The sequence below is a fragment of the Agromyces ramosus genome (assembly GCF_004216665.1).
In the GTDB taxonomy this organism is placed as follows: Bacteria; Actinomycetota; Actinomycetes; order Actinomycetales; family Microbacteriaceae; genus Agromyces; species Agromyces ramosus.
This window is the reverse complement of sequence record NZ_SGWY01000001.1, coordinates 361,459-378,539: the sequence shown is the minus strand read 5'-3', so window position 1 is coordinate 378,539 and position 17,081 is coordinate 361,459. Positions and strand designations below refer to the sequence as shown.

Here is a 17,081-nt window from a genome sequence, read left to right as displayed (position 1 = left end):
GTCGCCCGACGCGCGACATCTCGGCCGACGGCGTTCCGGCCGCGCTGTTCCACGCCCGTGCGCCGGAGAGGGGGAGAGGGTGTTCGAGCGCATCCGCAGCTGGAATGAGCGTCGTCCCGCGACCGTCGCGGTGGTGGGTTTGCTCCTCAGCTCGACGATCCTGTACCTCGTGGCGCGTCCGTCGCAGTTCTTCTCGGACGACTTCCTGAACTTCGCGCGGGCCGATGAGGTCGGATTGACGCTCTCGTGGCTGAACGGAGAACTCTTCGGGCACTGGCTTCCGGCGCGCAAGGCCCTCGACTGGGGACTCCAGCTGACTCGACCCGTGCACTGGGAACTCGCCCTGCTGGTGCTGGTGACGTTCGTGGGCATCAGCGCGGTGCTCCTTCGTTGGGCGGTGGTGCGTATCACTCGCTCGACCGGCTGGGGGACATTCGCGGCGGTGATGCTCCCACTCACCGCGTGCGTGAGCGGGACGATCCAGTGGTACGCGGGGGCTGCACAGGTCGCCCCGGCGCTGGCGTGTTCCCTCGTCGCGCTGTGCGCCTGCCTCGCGTTCGCGAGGGCCGGCACGGTGATGACGGCGATCGCCTCGGCGGCGGTCATGGTGGCGTCATTCGTCGTGGCGGTCCTGTTCGACGAGCGCGCGGTGGTGATCCTCTTCGCCAGTCCGTTGCTCGTCCCCCTGCTGCCGGAGTGCACGCGACCGCTGCGCCGGATGCTGCTGCTCTGGACGATCGCGGTGCCCGCGTCCTTGGCGTGGTATCTCATCCAGTCCGCGATGACCGAGGACGCGCCGGCACAGACTCGCGCCGACCCGGGGACGATCCTCGTGTACCTGGCGAAGAGCCTCGTGCAGGCTTCCATGCCGGCGTTGATCGGATGGAACTCGCGCCCGGCACTCGGCGGGGAGGCGCTCCTGTGGATCATCGGGGCCACGGTGCTCGCCCTGCTCATCACGCTCGCGTGGTTCGGCGACGCACGGATGAGGGCACTGTACGCCGTGGCGGTGTTCATCATCGTGACGATTGCCACGGTGCTTCCCGCCGCCGTCGTGCGCGCGTTCGAGTTCGGAGTCGACGGAGCCCTCGAACCCCGGTACAACTTCATGGCGATGCCCTTCGGGGTGATCGCCGTCGCCGTGGTGCTGCAGCATGCGTCGCCCATCCTGCGCCGCGCACGTCCGGTGCTCCGTTGGCTTGCGATCTGCCTGGTCGCGATCGCGGCGGCGGCGTCCATGGTCCATCTGAGCGCCAACACCATCGGCGCTCCGGCCCGAGCCTGGCTCGAGCGATTCGCGGAGACGAGCGACGGGCTGCGCGCAACGCAGTTCTACAACGTGCCGGTTCCCGAGTCGGTCGTCGCGGGCGGCTTCTATCCGTACAACATGCTCGCCGAGCTGCTGCCGCTCGTTCGGGTCGGTTCCGACACGGTCGTCACCGACGAACGTGCGGCACTCGCGAATTCCGACGGGAGCGTGACCCTGGTCGAGCCGACGATCGTGGGGGCCGCCGACCTCACGGGGGCCGACGGGCTCGGCGAGGTGCGGCCGGGATGCTGGCTCGCGGATGGGGGTGCCGGTCGGCTGTGGTTCGAGCCGCCGCCGATCCCCATCGAATCCGACCTCGAGCTCATCACCGTCGAGGGCGCCTTCGAGGACAGCGGCGCCCACCTGTTCGCGGGTGCCGACAGCGCCTCGCTGCGGGACATGACCGCCGGCGTCGGGGGGCACGTGCCGGTGGCGGGCTCGTCTCGGTGGGTGACGAGCTACGAGTTCGAGGACCTCGGGGCGATCATGGTCGAGATCCCGCCTGGGGAGGAGCTCTGCGTCTCGTCGGTGACGATCGGCTCGCTTCCGGTTCGCTAGCCGGTGGTCAGGGCGTGTCCTCGCGCTGCCACGTGATCCCCTCGCGCACGACCTTGGCCGGTGTCCCGGCGATCGCGGAGTTCGGCGGGAACGACTTCCCCCGGACCAGGCTGCGTGCACCGACCACCGAGTTCGCGCCGATCTCCACGTCGCCGGTGACGATGACGTCCCGGCCGAGCCAGACGTGCTCACCCAGCCTGATGTGCGCACCGAAGGGGTTGAGTCGCCGACCCGTCGCAGCATCCTCGAGACGATGCATGTCATCAGTGGTCACGATCGTGCCGGATGCCCAGAGCTGGTCGGACTCGGCGACGATGCTGCCGCCGTTCCGCGCATCGATGACCGAGGCGAACGTCGACGTCACCTTCCGCACGAGCACGACATTCGCGGCATCCGAGCAATGGAGCTCGGCACGGGGGAGGGAGCATTCCGGTCCGATGTACACCGTCGGACGATCGCCCCTCGGCAGGCAGTAGGCCATGGCTTCGACGGAGCTGGCGAGGACCACCAGTGCGTTGCGCACCGGGCCGGCGAGCATCCCCTCGATCATGGCGTCGGGGGTGGCGATGCCGTCCTCGAGGAAGAACGCATTGCCCTGCTCGTGCCACCAGTCGGGGAACGCGCCGGACAGCTCTCGGACGTGGAGCTGCACGAGTTCCGATTCAGGGACGCCTGCGTCGCCGAGGCGTCGGCGCTGCTCGGCGTCCAGCCCCTGGCCGCGGACCCACTGCGGATGCGCGCTCGCGGGCGACGCCGGGTCGCGGCGGCGTCGCAGCGACGTCGGCACGAGCGCTGAGAGTCTCATGTCGTCTCCCTCGATTCGAGGCGTCGGATCGCGCACACCCGTCGGATCGGGCGCTGCCGGTAGGACATCGGCACGATGTCAGGCCTTCGGCGGCGGGCTCACGATGCGTCGGACATTCCGCGCGACGGGTCGCAGGAAGCTGAGGCGCACGGCGATGCCGTCCATGAGCCGGATGGACCGGCGCGATCCCAGGAGCGCCACGCGAGCCTCGAGCGCATCGGCGCGAGCACGCGACGACGCCTCACGCTCGACGGCCACCTCCGAGTAGGCACGTGTCGCCCGGAAGTAGCGCTGTCGGGACCGCACCCGGTCGATCGACACCGGTCGTTCGAGCACGTCGCGCATCGAGTCGAGGATGGCACGGTTGTAGTCGTCGATGGTGCGGACCTGCGCGGGCACGGCCCGGGGATCGGCCAGCGCCGCGTCGACGAGCTCGGCCAGCTCGGAGAAGCGTCGGAAGAACCTCGTCGAACCCGACAGCCCGAGTGCTCCGACGACCTCGCGTGAGACCTCGGTGTCGAACACCACGAGATTCCTGCCGTGCTGTGCGGTCTCGGCGACCGGGAGGCCGAAGCCCTCGTATGCCGAGGGATAGACGATGAGCGCCGCATTCCGGTAGAGCTCGTGGACATCGGCGTCGGTCAGCAGCCCGCCCTGGATGGGAACCACGTTGTCGCCGAGGTCGTCGGCGCGGCTGCCGAAGATGACCACGGGGAACGGGCGGCCGCGGAGTGCGGCGGCAGTCGCCGCGAGCTGCTTGTGCTGGAATCCGTTGCCCACGACGAGGACGTACCCGCCTGCGTCGACGGTCTCCGCCTGCCGTTTCGAGAGCGTCGTGTGGTGCGCGAGCACCGCATCATCGGGTGACCCCGGTGGCGGCACGGCGACGCCCTGGTGGATGACCTGCGTGCGGGAGGGAAGGTCGTCGGCGAGCGCGGGGAAATAGTCGATCGTGTCGTCGAGCGTGGACTGGCTGATCGCGATCACGCGGTCGGCGTACTGCAGCGAGTCGAGGACGACCTGGCGCCGGCCGAAGTCCTCCTCGAGGAGCGCGATGGCACGCAGCGAGATGATGTCCAGGTGCGACGCGAGCCATCGGAGGCAGAGTCGATCGAGCCGGAGGATCTGGCCGTAGGTCGTGATGGGTGCGAGCGAGAAACCGAGGTCGAAGATCTCGTCGACCTCGCCGTTCGGGACAACTCTGAAGCCGAACCGATCGAGTTGGAAGAACTCGATCGCGTCGAGCGAGGCGGCCACGACGAACTCGATGCCGCCGGTCCGGCCGGCCGCCTCCTCGGCCTGCAAGAAGCTGAGGAAGGTGAGCGCGTTGCGGACGCTCCCGTCGTAGATCAGCGACATGTGATGGAGGTCGATCAGGACCTTCCACGGCTCGTCGCTGGGAACGAGGAGATCGGCGAACCAGTCGGCCGTGTCCATGCCGTTCTCGAGGTAATGCCGGACGGCCGCCGGGTAGAACGGGTAACGCTCGACGATGAGCTCCTCGTGCTCCGCCTTGATCCGCAGCTGGTCGAGGGACGCGAAGCTCTTCGATCCCTCGTGGCCCACGAACGCACGATTCGCGATCACGGACGAGTAGCCGTATCCGTTGACCCGCAGGCAGAAGTCGTTCTCCTCCCCGTAACCCGGGGCGAATTCGGTGTCGAACAGGCCGTGATTGCTGATCAGCTCGCGACGGACGAGGAAGCAGAAGCCATGGGCCACCGGAGCGATCGAATACCGGGGCAGCTCATCCCGCATCGCCTCGAACACGCTCGCCGATCGCTCGGGGCTCGCTTCGACGCCGGATCGCGTGCGGAACGGGATCGTCGCGATCGTGGCCTGGTTGCTGCGGGCCGTGACCACTCCGTGCTTCTCCGCGAGGTGGAGCACCTCGGAGAGCTCGTCGAGCGCACCGTCGGTCAGGAGGGCATCGCTGTTCAGGAGGAGGATGTCGTTCTCGCTGGTGTCGAGCTCGCCCACGGCCCTGTTGCACGTTCCGACGAACCCCAGGTTCTCCGCGTTGCGGACGTAACGCGTATTCCGGGTCCCCTCGAGGAGCTCGAGGACCCGCTGCTCCATGACGTCGGCGTCGGGTCCGACGTCGTTGACCACGAGGAGGGCATGCACCGAGAGGTCGACCGTCTCGAGCACGCTCAGGATGCAGCGCTCGGCCGAGGGGAGGTCACCGTAGAGGGGAACGACGACGGTCGTAGGGTACGCGCTGCTCATCTGTCACCATTCTCACTCTGCGTCTCATGCTCGTCGTACCGATCGTGGCGATCCGTCGGCGACGCGGCCAGGCCTTGTCGTCGGCTCTCCACGACACGAACGTCGCAATGGCGGTCCAGCGTGACGCTGCGGCCCCTCGACCGCATTTCCGACACGTCACCACGAGGTGACGGACGAAGCATGCCGTTCGATTATATTGCGGGGAGGCGCCGCATCGCGTGACACCCGTTCGTCGATGACGACACGGTGCTCGGGAGATGCCGGATGCGACGACGTCGAGTGGTGACCGCGGTTCTGGCGCTCGTCCTCGTGGCGACGGGAGTCGGCGCGGGTCAGGCCCAGCCGACTCCGGCGGCGGCGGCGCCGGTGGGCGCCTTCGACCCCGGCAACATCATCTCGGACGCGCAGTTCTTCGACTCGCGTGCGATGGGGGAGGCGGACGTGCAGCGCTTCCTCGGCGGCATCTCGTGCACGCCGCGCGACGGACTTCCGTGCCTCGCCGACTATCGGCAGACGACGTACAGCATCGCGGACGCCGGGGACGCCCAGTGCGATGCGTACCAGGGCGGCTCCGATGAGAGCGCGGCGAGGATCATCACGAAGGTCGCCACGGCGTGCGGCATCAGCCCGAAGGTCCTGCTGGTGATGCTGCAGAAGGAGCAGGCCCTCCTCACGAATCCGAGCTCCTACGGGTACTCCCGGGCGATGGGCTACGCCTGCCCGGATACGGCCGACTGCAACGCGGAGTACTTCGGCTTCTTCAATCAGGTGTACAACGCCGCGTGGCAGTTCCGCCAGTACGGGAAGTACCCGACGTCCTACAACCATCGAGTCGGCACGGTCTTCGTCCGGTACCACCCGAACGCCGCGTGCGGCGGGACGAACGTGAACATCCGCAACCAGGCGACGGCGAACCTCTACAACTACACGCCGTACCAGCCGAACGCCGCCGCGCTGGCGAACCTCTACGGCACGGGCGACGGATGCTCCGCCTACGGCAATCGCAACTTCTGGCGGATCTACTACGACTGGTTCGGCTCCCCGACGGATGCCTCGCCCATCGGGGCGGTCGAGAACATGCAGCCGATACCGGGAGGGGTCGGCGTCTGGGGCTGGGCGGTCGACACGGAGACGGCCGAACCGCTGACCATCCACGTCTACGTCGACGGCGTGTTCTCGACCGGCGCACTCGCCGACGTCTCACGCCCGGACATCGGGCAGCGCTTCGGGCTCGGCGCGAACCACGGCTTCGCCATCAAGGTCCCGACCGGCGGAGGGCGCCACAGCGTGTGCGTCTTCGCCTTGAATGTCGGCGCGGGGGAGAACCGCCTGATGACGTGCGCCGACGTCTTCGGCGGCGGCGGGGATCCGGTCGGTGCCATCGAGAACGTCCAGGCCCAGCCGGGCGGCCTCGGCGTGTGGGGATTCGCCCTCGATCCGGACTCGTCGGACCCGATCTGGGTCCACGCCTACCTCGACGGCCGCTTCGCCGGCGGGTACCTGGCCGATGCGATCCGTCCCGACATCCCCGGCCGGTTCCCGGGCTACGGCGAGCGCCACGGGTACGGGTTCTTCGTGCCGGCATCCGCGGGGGCTCATCGCCTGTGCGTGTACGGACTCAACATCGCCACGGGCTCGGTGAACACGGAGCTCGGCTGCGCCACGGTGCAGTCGGGCGGGAATCCGATCGGAGCGCAGGAGCAGGCGACCACGGGCCTGGGCAGCATCACGTTGCGGGGCTGGGCCCTCGACCCGGACACGCGCGATCCGATCTGGCTCCACGTCTACACCGATGGCCGATTCGCCGCGGGCGTGCTCGCGGATCGGCCCCGGAACGACCTCGGGATCTACCAGGGCTTCGGAGATCGTCACGGGTACGACGTGACCATCCCGGCCGCGAACGGACCGCACACGGTCTGCCTCTACGCACTCAACACGATGGCGGGAGATGCGAATCCATCGATCGGCTGCCCGACCGTCGAAGTCGGCGGGTCGCCGGTCGGCCGCATCGAGAACGGTCAACCGGGCTTCGGATCGATCGGTGTGTGGGGGTGGGCCTACGACCGCGACACCGCCGACAGCATCCCGGTGCACATCTACGTCGACGGACGGTTCGCGGCAGGGGCCGGTGCGTCGACGGCGCGCCCCGACGTCCCGGAGATTCCCGCCGAATACGGGGATGGGCACGGATTCGGCGCCACCTTCCCCGCGACGCCCGGGCGTCACGAGGTCTGCGTCTATGCGATCGACACCGGGTGGGGTGAGAACGCCTCGCTCGGCTGCTTCACGACGACGGTGAGCGGCGACCCCGTGGGCCAGGTCGAGAACATCCAGCCCGTGGCCGACGGGTTCGGCGTCTGGGGGCACGCCGTGGACCCTGACGTGGCGGCTCCGATCGACGTCCACGTCTACGTCGACGGGCGCATCGCCGGGATCTTCCCCGCGAATCAGCCTCGCGGCGACCTCGGCGTCCGCTACCCGGGATTCGGCGATGCGCACGCGTTCGGAGCGACCGTGCAGGCGCCGCCCGGCACGCACGAGATCTGCGTGTTCGCGATCAATACCCCATCGGGCATCAATCCCGTGATCGGATGCACCGTGGTGTCGCGCCAGTGAGGTGAGCGCTCGCGGAGTGAACTAGCCTAGGGTGCGTCGTTGCCCAGGAGAGGATCAAGATGCCCGTACCGCCGCCCGAGGAACCCCTCGCACTCTGGTCGAGAACCTCCCGCCGGTGGACGATCGCACACCTGGTGAGCCTCGGGATCGCGTTGGTGCTCCTGGTCCTGGCGGCGCGCGGCCAGTGGTTCTTCTACGACGAGTGGGACTTCCTCGCGAGCCGGGCCGAATGGAACCTGCTCGGTCCGCACAACGGCCACCTCAGCTTCTTCCCCCAGCTGCTCACCACGCTGACGAAGGGCGTCGTCGGCCTCGAGGAGTACTGGCCGTACCTCGGGTTCACCATCGCGGTCCATCTGCTCCTGGCGCACCTGCTGTGGCGGGTCATGCTCCGAACCGGAAGCCACCCGCTCGTCGCACTGCTGGTCTCGACGATCTTCGCGGTGCTCGCGCCGGGCGCTGAGAACACGCTCTGGGCGTTCCAGGTCGGCTTCATCACGCCGCTCGTGACGGGTGCCGCCGCCCTGCTCATCGCCATGCGACCCGAGCTGCGACGACGCGACATCCTCATCATCACCGCACTGCTCCTCGTCGGGGTCGGCTTCGCGGGCACGGCCATTCCCATCACCGGGGCCCTCCTGGTGTTCCTCCTGGTCCGGCATGGATGGCGGGTCGCCGTGCTCATCGGGGGAGTCTTCGGTGCGGTGTACGGCGTCTGGTACCTGGCGTTCAACCGAGGGAGCCAGGGGACGGACGGAATGCGTGCCTCCAGCGCGTACGACGTGCTCGTCCGCATGCCCGAGTACATCTCCCACGGATTCGTGGACAGCCTCGCGAAGACGATTCCGTTCGACCAGCTCGCCCCCGCCCTGGTGCTGCTCTTCGCCGTCTGGCTCGTCCTCGACGTTCGGAAGGGCGGCGCCGGGCGCATCTCTGCCGTGCACGCACTCGTGCTGGCCGCACTCGCATTCAGCCTGCTGACGGCATTCACTCGCGTGCAGTTGGGGGTGGAGAGCGCGTCGGCCGGGCGGTACGTCTACGTCTACGTCGCCCTGCTGGTCCCGGCCGCCGGACGTTGCCTCAGCGTGCTCGCCGGGAGGGGGAGGGTGGGTCTCACCGCCGTCTCGGTGGTGCTCGCCATGACCCTCGCGTTCAACGTGGGCGGCCTCCTGCAGCAGGCCACGGGACAGGCCACGCTGGAGCAGTCGGTGAATCGCGCGATCTCGGCGGCGATCGACCTCGACGACGGTTCGGATGAGCTGGCCGGCAGGCGGCCGTCACCGATCGTCGCGCCGCCGCTCACGATGGCGGACATCCGGGAGTTCGTCGCGCGTGGACAGTACACCCCGGTCGAGTACTCCGACTCCGATGAGCTCGACGTGCGTCTCAACCTGTTCCTCCGCGCCGAGCCGGTCAGCGCGCCTGAGGGATACGAGTGCGCACCGGTCGACGACGAGGGGTTCGTCGCACTCGATGACGACGAACCGCTCGTCGAATCGTCGGTCGACGCCACCGTGCGAGTACGGGCGGTCGACGGCGACGCGCAGTCCCAGTTCGCCCAGGTGCAGCTTCCGCAGGGCTGGAGCGAGCTGAGCGGGGTCGAGGGGGCATCCCTGCGCCTCGAGGTGCCCTCGAACGGATCACTGTGCGCGGCGTTGCCCGTCGACGGGCAGTGATCGCCGGAGCATCCGGGCCCGAGTGCCTGCACCCTGACGACGAACGAGGGAGCCGCCGGTGGGCGACTCCCTCGTTCGCGTGCATCCGCGACGCGGCTGATCAGATGGTGCCGTCCTTGACGGCGTTCTCGATCCACGGGATGACCTCGTCGAGCATGTCCTCGAGCTTGGTCGTCGCCTCGAAGCCGAGAACCTCCTTCGCCTTGGTCACGTCGGGGACGCGCTTCTGCACGTCGTGCTCGAAGCCGGGATCGCTGGTCAGGCGGAGCGGGACGTCGGGTCCCTTGATCTTGCGCCAGATCACCTCTGCGAGCTCCTTGACCGTGTGACCCTCTGCCGTCGAGACGTTGAAGTCCTCATTGCGCGCGGCGGGGTGGTCGAGGCTGAGGACGATCCCGCGCGCGAGGTCGCCACCGTAGGTGTAGTGGCGCACCTGGTCGCCCTCGCCGAGGATGTGGAGCGGGTCCTGGCCCTTCAGCACCTTCTGCACGAGATCGGGAACGACGTGGCTCATGGCGAGCTTCACGTTGCCCGAGTCGATCTCGACATCGCCCAGAGCGCGCGATTCGCCGATCCCGACGCAGTTGAACGGGCGCAGGATCGTGTACGGAAGCTTGTACTGGTCCCACGCGGCCCGGGCGAAGTACTCCACCGCCAGCTTCTGGAATCCGTACGACGACAGCGGCGGCGGAACGAGGCGCTCGTCGCCCTCCTTGCTGGGCCAGCGGTCCGTCGACTCGAAGACCATCGACGAGGACATGTACGTGACCTTCTCGAGGCGGCCCTGCTTGTGCGCGGCGATCGCGGCATCCACGCTCGACGCGATGATGCGCTCGTTCTGCGCGATCAGGTCGTAGGCGTAGGTGTGGAAGTAGGAGATCCCGCCGATCAGCGCGGCGCCGGCGATGAAGTGATCGGCGTCCGACAGCAGCTCGGTCATGAGCTCGACGTCCTGGACGTCGCCGACGACGAGGCGGTAGTTGGGGTTGTCGTCGTAGGACTTCTTGATCGGCCCGTACTTGGAGTAGTTGTCCACTCCGACGACCTCGTACCCCTGGTTCAGGAGTTCCTCGACGATGTATCCGCCGATGAATCCGGCGGATCCGGTGACGACGACTTTCTTCATGGCGTTCGTTTCTCTGCTTTCTCGTTGGAATCGGTACCGATGGCGGGCGAACCGCCCACCTTGGACCGAAGTTGTTCGGCACTCAGCGGAGGGCCGAAGGCGAAGCGGTACCACCGAAGGTATTTCGGGATCCACTTGGACATCTTGAAGTTGGATTGGCCGAACTGCCGATCGAGCCAGATCGTGGGGATCTCGGCAACGGGACGCCGCAGCCGTCGTGCCTTCGCCGTGAGCTCCAGGCCGATCTCGAATCCGTCGCGGCTGTCGATGCCGACCTCCTTGACGAATGCGGCATCGTAGGCCTTGAACGAGTTCGTCGCGTCGCGCGTCCCCGCGCTGGTCAGCAGGTTGAGGCTGAATCCCGCGGTGTGCGACAGGAAGCGCTTGAACCGCGGACCGCCGACCTGCTGGCCGCCGGGCATGTACCGCGATGCCGCTGCGACCACGACGCCGCGTTCGACGAGACGGACCAGGTCGTCGATCTGCCTGGGGTCGTCGCACCCGTCGGCCATCGTGACGACGACGGTCCGCGCGGCCGCGGCGTCGATCCCGAACCGGATGGCCTGTGCGGGCCCGCGCCCGTACGTGTTGATCACGATCCGAACGGACGGATGCGACGCTGCGTACTGCTCGACGGTCGGAACGGTCGTGTCGTCGGGTGAATCGACCACCACCAGGATCTCGGCGTCGAGCTTGACGGCCTCGATGATCCGATCGAGACCCGGCAGGATGGCGTCGCCCTCGTTGTACGCCGGGATGACGACCGTGGCGCGAGGCGTCACACCCGTACTCCGTCGCCGAGCAGGTTCCACACGTCGGCAACGGGAAGCGACGTCTCGAGGTTCCGATACTCCTCGTGCGGAGTCGCGATGATGAGGAGGTCCGCCTTCTGCAGGACGGCGTCCAGCGGCAGGAGCGTGTCGTCGATCTCCTCGCTGACGTGCGGGTCCGTGCCGATCACCGCCTTCGCCTTGAACTTGAGGACGCGCCGCAGCTTGTAGGAGAGGCTCGAGCGGATGTCGTCGGAGCCCGCCTTGAACGACATGCCCAGGATGCCCACCGTCATGTCCGCCAGGTCGTAGGACTTCTCCAGCCGGCTGACGAGGTAGAGCGGCAGGCCCTCGTTGACCAGCATCGCCGAGTGGCCGAGGTTGAACGTGTTGTCGCTGAAGGCCGCGAGCTGCATGGTGTCCTTGAACAGGCAGGGCCCCGCCGCGAAGCCGGGTCCGGGCAGATCCTTCGCGCGGGGGTAGTTGTGGGTGAGACCCTTCCGGATCTTCTCGAAGTCGAGTCCGCGATCGTTCGCCATCATGTAGAACTGGTTCGCGGCGGCGAACTTGATGTAGCGCCAGGTGTTGGTGAAGAGCTTCGCGAGCTCCGCCTCCTCGGGCTCGAGGTGGACGATCTCGTCGGTGAGGGTCCCGAAGAGGGCCGCGGCGCGTCGGCGACCGTCCTCCGAGCGCGAGGACACGATCTGCGGCAGGGTGTAGAGCTCCTCCATCGCCTTGTGCTCGGCGATGCGCTCGGGGCAGAACGCGACATCGGCCTGCACTCCGAGGTCGGCCACCATCTTCTCGACGAGTGCGGTGACGCCGGGGTAGACGGTGCTCCTGAGGATGAGGAGCTGCCCGTCGCGGAAGTACCGGCTGCACGATGCGAGCGCCTCGGGGATGGCCGTCGGATCGGGGTTGAGGTGCTCGTCGACCGGGGTGCCGATCACCACGATCACGTTGGCCGCGGTCGCGACCACCGACGGGTCCGTGGATGCGGTCAGCATGCCCGCGTCGAGGGCGCGTCGCAGGACGGGCTCGGCGCCCGGCTCGGAGAACGGCATCCTGCCCGAGTTGATGATGTCCACCGCGCTCGCGCTGATGTCGTAGACCACGACCTTGGATCCGCGGTCGGCCAGGGCGATCGCGAGCGGGAGGCCGACATGGCCGCCGCCGCCGATGACGACGACATCGTTGGAGAAAGCTGAGTTCACGGAGTCCTCACTCGGAGAAGCACGATCGAGCCGTGCTGGCATGCAAGAGTCGCGATCATCCTAGTTCGAGAAAGCGTCATGGTCCGTTTCGAGGCGTCCGCCCACCGGCCGCAGGACGGGCGCCGAGTGGGATTGGGTAGACTCCCGAACGCAAGCGCTCCTCACGAAAGGCACGAATGGCCAAGCCGACCCCGGGGCTCGTCTCCGTCGTCCTCGTCAACTTCCGCGGTGCGGATGACACGATCGCAGCCATCGGCTTCCTCGGTGAACTCGACTGGCCACGCGACCGACTCGAGATCGTCGTCGTCGAGAACGCATCCGGCGACGACAGCGCGCAGCGCATTCGAGCCGCAGCGCCCCACGTGACCGTGGTCGAGTCCGACGAGAACCTCGGGTTCGCAGGAGGGTGCAATCTCGGTGTCCGCTCGTCGCACGGCGAGTACCTGGCGTTCCTCAACAATGACGCGCGCCCTGACCGCGCGTGGGTGGCCGCCGCCGTCGAGCGGTTCCAGCGCAGCCCCGACGTCGGAGCGGTCGCGAGCCGGGTCCTCGACTGGGAGGGGAAGCACGTCGACTTCATCGGCGCTGCCCTGACCTGGTTCGGCATGGGCTACAAGCCGCTCACCGCGCAGCCCGTTCCCAAGTCAGCGGAAGAGCCGTCCGACGTGCTGTTCGGCACCGGATCCGCGATGTTCGTGCGGCGGTCCGTCTACGAGGCGCTCGGAGGATTCGACGAGCGGTTCTTCATGTTCTTCGAGGACGTCGACTTCGGCTGGCGCGTGAACCTGGCGGGATGGCGGTTCGTCTACGAGCCGGCATCCCTCGCCTACCACAAGCACCACGCCTCCATGTCGTCGTTCGGGGAGTTCAAGGAGACCTACCTCCTCGAGCGCAACGCCCTCTTCACGATGTACAAGAACCTCGGAGACGAGGAGCTCGCCCGGCTCCTTCCGGCGACGCTCGCGCTGACGGTCAGGCGCTCGGTCGCCCGCGGCGAGCTCGACTCCAGTTCGTTCGACCTCCGTCGGGGGGCGAGTGACGAACCGTCGATGACCGTGGCGAAGTCCGCCCTCGCCGGCATCTTCGGCATCGACCAGTTCGTCGAGGAGCTCCCCGAGCTCGAGAAGGCACGTCACGAGGTGCAGTCGAAGCGAGCGGTGTCCGACGCGCGGATCTGGCCGTTGTTCGGCGTCACCGATGCACCCTCGTACCAGGGCGGGGCCTACCTCGAGGGGTACGTGAACATCGCCGAGGCATTCGACGTCTACTCCGAGCCCACGCCGTCGCGGGTGCTGATCATCACAGGGGATCCGATCGGACCGAAGATGGCCGGGCCGGCGATCCGCGCCTGGCACATGGCGGCGGCGCTCGCGACGACGCATTCGGTCACCCTGGTCTCGCTTGCGAAGGTCGACGCCGTCGACGCCCCGTTCCGCGTCGTGCACGTGGCACCGGGCGACGACCGGTCGATGGGTGCGCTGGAGCGCGAGACGGACATCATCGTCTTCCAGGGCCTGGCGATGGCGCTGTTCAACTCGATCCGCAAGAGCAACAAGATCATCGTGTGCGACATCTACGACCCGATGCATCTCGAGCACCTCGAGCAGGGGCGCGACCTGCCTCGGGCCCAGTGGGACCGGCAGGTGCTCGACGCGACCGAGGTGCTGAACGAGCAGCTCCTCCGGGGGGACTTCTTCCTGTGCGCCTCGGAGCGGCAGCGTCACTTCTACCTCGGCCAGCTCGCGGCGCTGGGCCGGATCAACCCGACGAACTACGAGACCGACCCCGACCTCGAGCGTCTCATCGCCGTCGTCCCGTTCGGGCTCGGCTCCGCGTTCCCCGCGCACGATCGGCAGGTGCTCAAGGGCGTCGTGCCGGGAATCGGCGCAGACGACCGGGTCCTGCTCTGGAGTGGGGGCCTCTACAACTGGTTCGATCCGAAGTCGCTGATCCGCGCCGTCGCCAAGCTGTCGTCGCGACGGCCGACCGTGCGGCTGTTCTTCCAGGGCACGAAGCATCCGCACCCGGGCGTTCCCGAGATGGCCATCGTGGCGGAGTCGCGTGCCCTCGCGAGCGAGCTGGGCGTGCTCGACCGTGCCGTGTACTTCAACGCCTCGTGGGTGGACTATCGCGAGCGCCACAACTACCTCGCCGAGGCCGATGCCGGCGTGAGCACGCACTTCGCACATGTCGAGACGACCTTCTCCTTCCGGACCCGCATCCTCGACTACCTCTGGGCTGAACTACCGATGGTGGTGACGGCGGGCGACCACTTCGCCGATCTCGTCGAGGCGGAGGGCCTCGGGATCGTCGTTCCGCCCAACGATGTCGAGGCGCTGACCGCGGCACTCGAGACCGTGATGTTCGACGAGGAGTTCCGGGCGGAGGCGAAGCAGAACATCCGGCGGGTGCGGGAGGACTACGCATGGGAGGTGGTGCTCGAGCCGCTCGTCGACTTCGCAGCGTCGCCCCGGCGCGCACGGGACCTGGCGGGGTCGGATGGCGCGACCGGCGGCCCCGTCCGGACGCGGAAGACGCCGCCCCGCAAGCGTCACGGAATCCTGCACGACGTGGATCTCGCGGTGCACTACCTTCGCACCGGGGGCCCGCGCGTGCTGGCCTCGAAGGTCCAGAGCCGCCTCCGCCTGAAGCGCCGCTAGCCACGGCGGAGTTCGGGTAGGTTACGTAGGTGATTTCGCGCTCGCTGCCCCTGCCCGCCATCTGCCATACGGTGTCGACGGACGGATCCCCGCGGTGAGCGAGACTGCGAGCCCCGGCCGGCTGGCCGCCTGGCGCGCACGGTTCGATCGCTGGGTGGAGCCGCGGCCCGACGGGCTGCCCGCCATCCGCGTCCTCGTCGCGCTCCCGCTCCTGCTCGCCGTCGTCGGGGCGATCCTCGTCGGCCTCTCGGTGAACGGCTCCTCGTCGGGGGCGTTCTATCCGGAGTTGCACGAGGGACGCGACCCCGACCTCATCGCCGGCGCGCCGCAACTCATCCGAACCGACGAGTGGAACGTCCAGACGGTCTGGGCGATCGCGCAGGCCGAGCAGGGACTGCCCGTCGAGAACGAGACGTTCCCCGGGGGCATGGACGCCACGATCCCGCAGGACCTCCCTCGGGCGGACTGGTCCGTGGCGTTCCGCCCGCACCTCCTCGGCTTCCTGGTGTGGGATGTCGACCACGCGATCGCGTTGAAGTGGTGGTTGCCGGGACTCGCGCTCGTCGCGGCGGCCTACTGCTTCGCGGTCACGATCCTGCCGCGGCGACCACTCCTCGCCGCGGCGATCTCCCTCGGGTTCTTCCTGAGTCCGTTCTTCCAGTGGTGGTTCCTCCAGACGACACTGTGGCCCGTCGTCTGGGGCTTCGTGCTGCTGACCACCCTGGTCTGGTGCCTCCGCTCGGCGACCAAGGTCGTCCCGATCGTCTGGGCGGGCATCCTCGCCTACCTCACGGTCGTGATGGCGATGGGGATCTACGTACCGTTCATCGTCCCGATCGTGCTGGTGTGCGCCCTTGCCGCGGTCGGCGCCGTCGTCGACGCGACGAGGGGCGGAACGCGGTTCGGTCGCCTCGCGCTGCGACTCTCGCCGGTCCTGGTCGCAGGGGTGCTCGGCTCGGCGGTCACGGTCCTCTGGCTCTCCGAGAAGCGCGAGACCGTCGAGGCGTTCCTCGGCACCGCGTACCCGGGCGAACGGCTCTTCCCGACGGGCCGCGGGGACCTGGTCGAGGTGGCGGCGACGTTGTCCTCGTCGTTCGCCCTCGCGCTGAAGTCGGGCGGATGGCTCGGCACGAACGCGTCCGAGGCGTCGACGTTCTTCTTCGTCGGGATCTTCCTGCTCCCGGTGGTGGTGTGGCTGCTCGTCAGGTCGCGGCGGACGATGGCGTTCCCGTGGATGCTGGTCGGCGCTTCGGCGTCGACCGTGGTCATCCTGGCGTTCATCTTCATCCCCGGCTGGGACGCCGTGGCGCACCTCCTCTTCCTGGACCGGACGATGCCGAATCGGCTGCGGATCGGCCTCGGGTTCGCCTCGCTCGTCATCACGGTGATCCTGATCAGGGAACTCTCGCGAGATCGCCGCCCCGGACGTGTCTTCGCCGGTGTCCTGGCGTTCGCCTTCCTCGCCTCGCAGGGCGCGATCGCGATCGCGCTGCGCGTGACGGCGCCCGGCGCGATCGACCCGGCGCGGTACTGGTGGCTCCTGGCGCTGGTCTCGGCCGCCGCGATCTACCTCCTCGCCCGGTCCAGGGCGGTGCTCGGCGTCGCGGCCTTCCTGCTCGTGGGCGTCATCAGCTCAGCGACCGTCAACCCGCTGTATCGCGGCGTCCTCGACCTCCGCGAGACGGATGCCTCCGCCGCCGTGCAGGCGCTCGACGAGCAGGCCGATGGGGCCACGTGGGTCGGAATGGGCGGACGCCTTCCGACCGCGCTCCTGCTCGAGTCGGGCGTCGAGGCGTTCAACGGGTTCCAGGGCGCTCCGTCCGAGTCCATGTGGGGACTGGTCGATCCCACCGGCAAGTACGAGTTCGAGTGGAATCGCCTGGCGGGCGTCGGTTGGACCCCCGGAACCGGTGAGCCGCAGATCTCCAATCCGGCGCCCGACCAGATCGTCGCCACGTTCGACGCCTGCTCGGAGTTCGCGCAGGAGCACGTGGACTTCGTCCTCGTCGACGAGTCGGTCGACGTGGAGAGCGACTGCCTCGTGCCCGTCGACGAGTTCGACCTCGCGGCCGATGGTGAGCTGCGCATCCTCGAGGTGATCCCGGCGCGTTCCTGAGC

General features: G+C 68.2%; 10 protein-coding genes. 5 read left to right on the top strand and 5 right to left on the bottom strand.

What is annotated here, in order from left to right; translation table 11 throughout:
* Window positions 1-79: 79 nt before the first annotated feature.
* Window positions 80-1,867, top strand: a complete 1,788-nt coding sequence (locus EV187_RS01705) for a hypothetical protein (protein WP_130351309.1) — start codon at window positions 80-82, stop codon at window positions 1,865-1,867.
* Window positions 1,868-1,874: 7 nt separating this feature from the next.
* Here EV187_RS01705 and EV187_RS01700 read toward each other — a convergent pair whose 3' ends face one another.
* On the bottom strand, window positions 1,875-2,672 hold the full coding sequence (locus EV187_RS01700) for an acyltransferase (RefSeq protein WP_130351308.1): 798 nt from the start codon (window positions 2,670-2,672) through the stop codon (window positions 1,875-1,877).
* Window positions 2,673-2,750: 78 nt separating this feature from the next.
* The gene (locus EV187_RS01695; RefSeq protein WP_130351307.1) at window positions 2,751-4,901 is read right to left on the bottom strand and encodes a glycosyltransferase; all 2,151 of its coding nucleotides are present in this window, start codon (window positions 4,899-4,901) and stop codon (window positions 2,751-2,753) included.
* A gap of 282 nt (window positions 4,902-5,183) precedes the next feature.
* Here EV187_RS01695 and EV187_RS01690 point away from each other — a divergent pair, with 282 nt between their 5' ends.
* Window positions 5,184-7,517, top strand: coding sequence for a hypothetical protein (locus tag EV187_RS01690; protein WP_165391068.1), 2,334 nt, complete (start codon window positions 5,184-5,186; stop codon window positions 7,515-7,517).
* Between the two features lie 134 nt (window positions 7,518-7,651).
* Window positions 7,652-9,193 (top strand): hypothetical protein, encoded by a 1,542-nt coding sequence (locus EV187_RS01685; RefSeq protein ID WP_130351305.1) that lies wholly within the window; start codon window positions 7,652-7,654, stop codon window positions 9,191-9,193.
* 100 nt (window positions 9,194-9,293) lie between these two features.
* Here the strand turns inward: EV187_RS01685 and EV187_RS01680 are convergent, their stop codons facing one another.
* The 3 genes from EV187_RS01680 to EV187_RS01670 are packed head-to-tail and all read right to left on the bottom strand — an operon-like array spanning window position 9,294 to window position 12,303.
* Window positions 9,294-10,319, bottom strand: coding sequence for an NAD-dependent epimerase/dehydratase family protein (locus EV187_RS01680; RefSeq protein ID WP_130351304.1), 1,026 nt, complete (start codon window positions 10,317-10,319; stop codon window positions 9,294-9,296).
* Entirely contained in the window at window positions 10,316-11,101 is a 786-nt protein-coding gene (locus EV187_RS01675) for a glycosyltransferase family 2 protein (protein WP_130351303.1), read from the bottom strand. Before EV187_RS01675 ends, EV187_RS01680 begins: the two co-directional genes overlap by 4 nt.
* Entirely contained in the window at window positions 11,098-12,303 is a 1,206-nt protein-coding gene (locus EV187_RS01670; RefSeq protein WP_242609379.1) for a nucleotide sugar dehydrogenase, read from the bottom strand. The genes EV187_RS01675 and EV187_RS01670 overlap by 4 nt, the downstream gene beginning before the upstream one ends.
* Before the next feature lie 176 nt (window positions 12,304-12,479).
* Here EV187_RS01670 and EV187_RS01665 point away from each other — a divergent pair, with 176 nt between their 5' ends.
* Window positions 12,480-14,963, top strand: a complete 2,484-nt coding sequence (locus EV187_RS01665; RefSeq protein ID WP_130351301.1) for a glycosyltransferase — start codon at window positions 12,480-12,482, stop codon at window positions 14,961-14,963.
* A 94-nt stretch (window positions 14,964-15,057) separates the two neighbouring features.
* Complete coding sequence (locus tag EV187_RS01660) at window positions 15,058-17,079, top strand: DUF7657 domain-containing protein (protein ID WP_130351300.1); 2,022 nt, start codon at window positions 15,058-15,060, stop codon at window positions 17,077-17,079.
* Window positions 17,080-17,081 lie beyond the last annotated feature (2 nt).